Origin of the sequence: Paraburkholderia sp. SIMBA_054 (genome assembly GCF_046534875.1) — a bacterium.
Classification (GTDB): domain Bacteria; phylum Pseudomonadota; class Gammaproteobacteria; order Burkholderiales; family Burkholderiaceae; genus Paraburkholderia; species Paraburkholderia hospita.
This window is the reverse complement of record NZ_JAWRXV010000184.1, coordinates 1-1,060: the sequence shown is the minus strand read 5'-3', so window position 1 is coordinate 1,060 and position 1,060 is coordinate 1. Positions and strand designations below refer to the sequence as shown.

Sequence of the window (1,060 nt, the reverse complement as noted above, 5' to 3'; positions counted from 1 at the left end):
TTTTGCTCACATGTTCTTTCCTGCGTTATCCCCTGATTCTGTGGATAACCGTATTACCGCCTTTGAGTGAGCTGATACCGCTCGCCGCAGCCGAACGACCGAGCGCAGCGAGTCAGTGAGCGAGGAAGCGGAAGAGCGCCTGATGCGGTATTTTCTCCTTACGCATCTGTGCGGTATTTCACACCGCAATGGTGCACTCTCAGTACAATCTGCTCTGATGCCGCATAGTTAAGCCAGTATACACTCCGCTATCGCTACGTGACTGGGTCATGGCTGCGCCCCGACACCCGCCAACACCCGCTGACGCGCCCTGACGGGCTTGTCTGCTCCCGGCATCCGCTTACAGACAAGCTGTGACCGTCTCCGGGAGCTGCATGTGTCAGAGGTTTTCACCGTCATCACCGAAACGCGCGAGGCAGCTGCGGTAAAGCTCATCAGCGTGGTCGTGAAGCGATTCACAGATGTCTGCCTGTTCATCCGCGTCCAGCTCGTTGAGTTTCTCCAGAAGCGTTAATGTCTGGCTTCTGATAAAGCGGGCCATGTTAAGGGCGGTTTTTTCCTGTTTGGTCACTGATGCCTCCGTGTAAGGGGGATTTCTGTTCATGGGGGTAATGATACCGATGAAACGAGAGAGGATGCTCACGATACGGGTTACTGATGATGAACATGCCCGGTTACTGGAACGTTGTGAGGGTAAACAACTGGCGGTATGGATGCGGCGGGACCAGAGAAAAATCACTCAGGGTCAATGCCAGCGCTTCGTTAATACAGATGTAGGTGTTCCACAGGGTAGCCAGCAGCATCCTGCGATGCAGATCCGGAACATAATGGTGCAGGGCGCTGACTTCCGCGTTTCCAGACTTTACGAAACACGGAAACCGAAGACCATTCATGTTGTTGCTCAGGTCGCAGACGTTTTGCAGCAGCAGTCGCTTCACGTTCGCTCGCGTATCGGTGATTCATTCTGCTAACCAGTAAGGCAACCCCGCCAGCCTAGCCGGGTCCTCAACGACAGGAGCACGATCATGCGCACCCGTGGGGCCGCCATGCCGGCGATAAT

General features: G+C 55.0%; 2 protein-coding genes. One reads left to right on the top strand and one right to left on the bottom strand.

Annotated features, from left to right (window positions below; translation table 11 throughout):
* Positions 1-379 precede the first annotated feature (379 nt).
* Positions 380-571 (bottom strand): Rop family plasmid primer RNA-binding protein, encoded by a 192-nt coding sequence (locus tag SB822_RS54655; RefSeq protein ID WP_000165985.1) that lies wholly within the window; start codon positions 569-571, stop codon positions 380-382.
* Positions 572-602: 31 nt separating this feature from the next.
* Between SB822_RS54655 and SB822_RS54650 the strand changes: the two genes are divergently transcribed.
* On the top strand, positions 603-971 hold the full coding sequence (locus SB822_RS54650; RefSeq protein WP_000538659.1) for a hypothetical protein: 369 nt from the start codon (positions 603-605) through the stop codon (positions 969-971).
* The last annotated feature ends 89 nt before the right edge of the window (positions 972-1,060 follow it).

Bases quoted from the DNA above. Each gene is read 5' to 3' on its own strand.
- SB822_RS54650 (WP_000538659.1), top strand. From the start codon at position 603: ATGGGGGTAATGATACCGATGAAACGAGAGAGGATGCTCACGATACGG.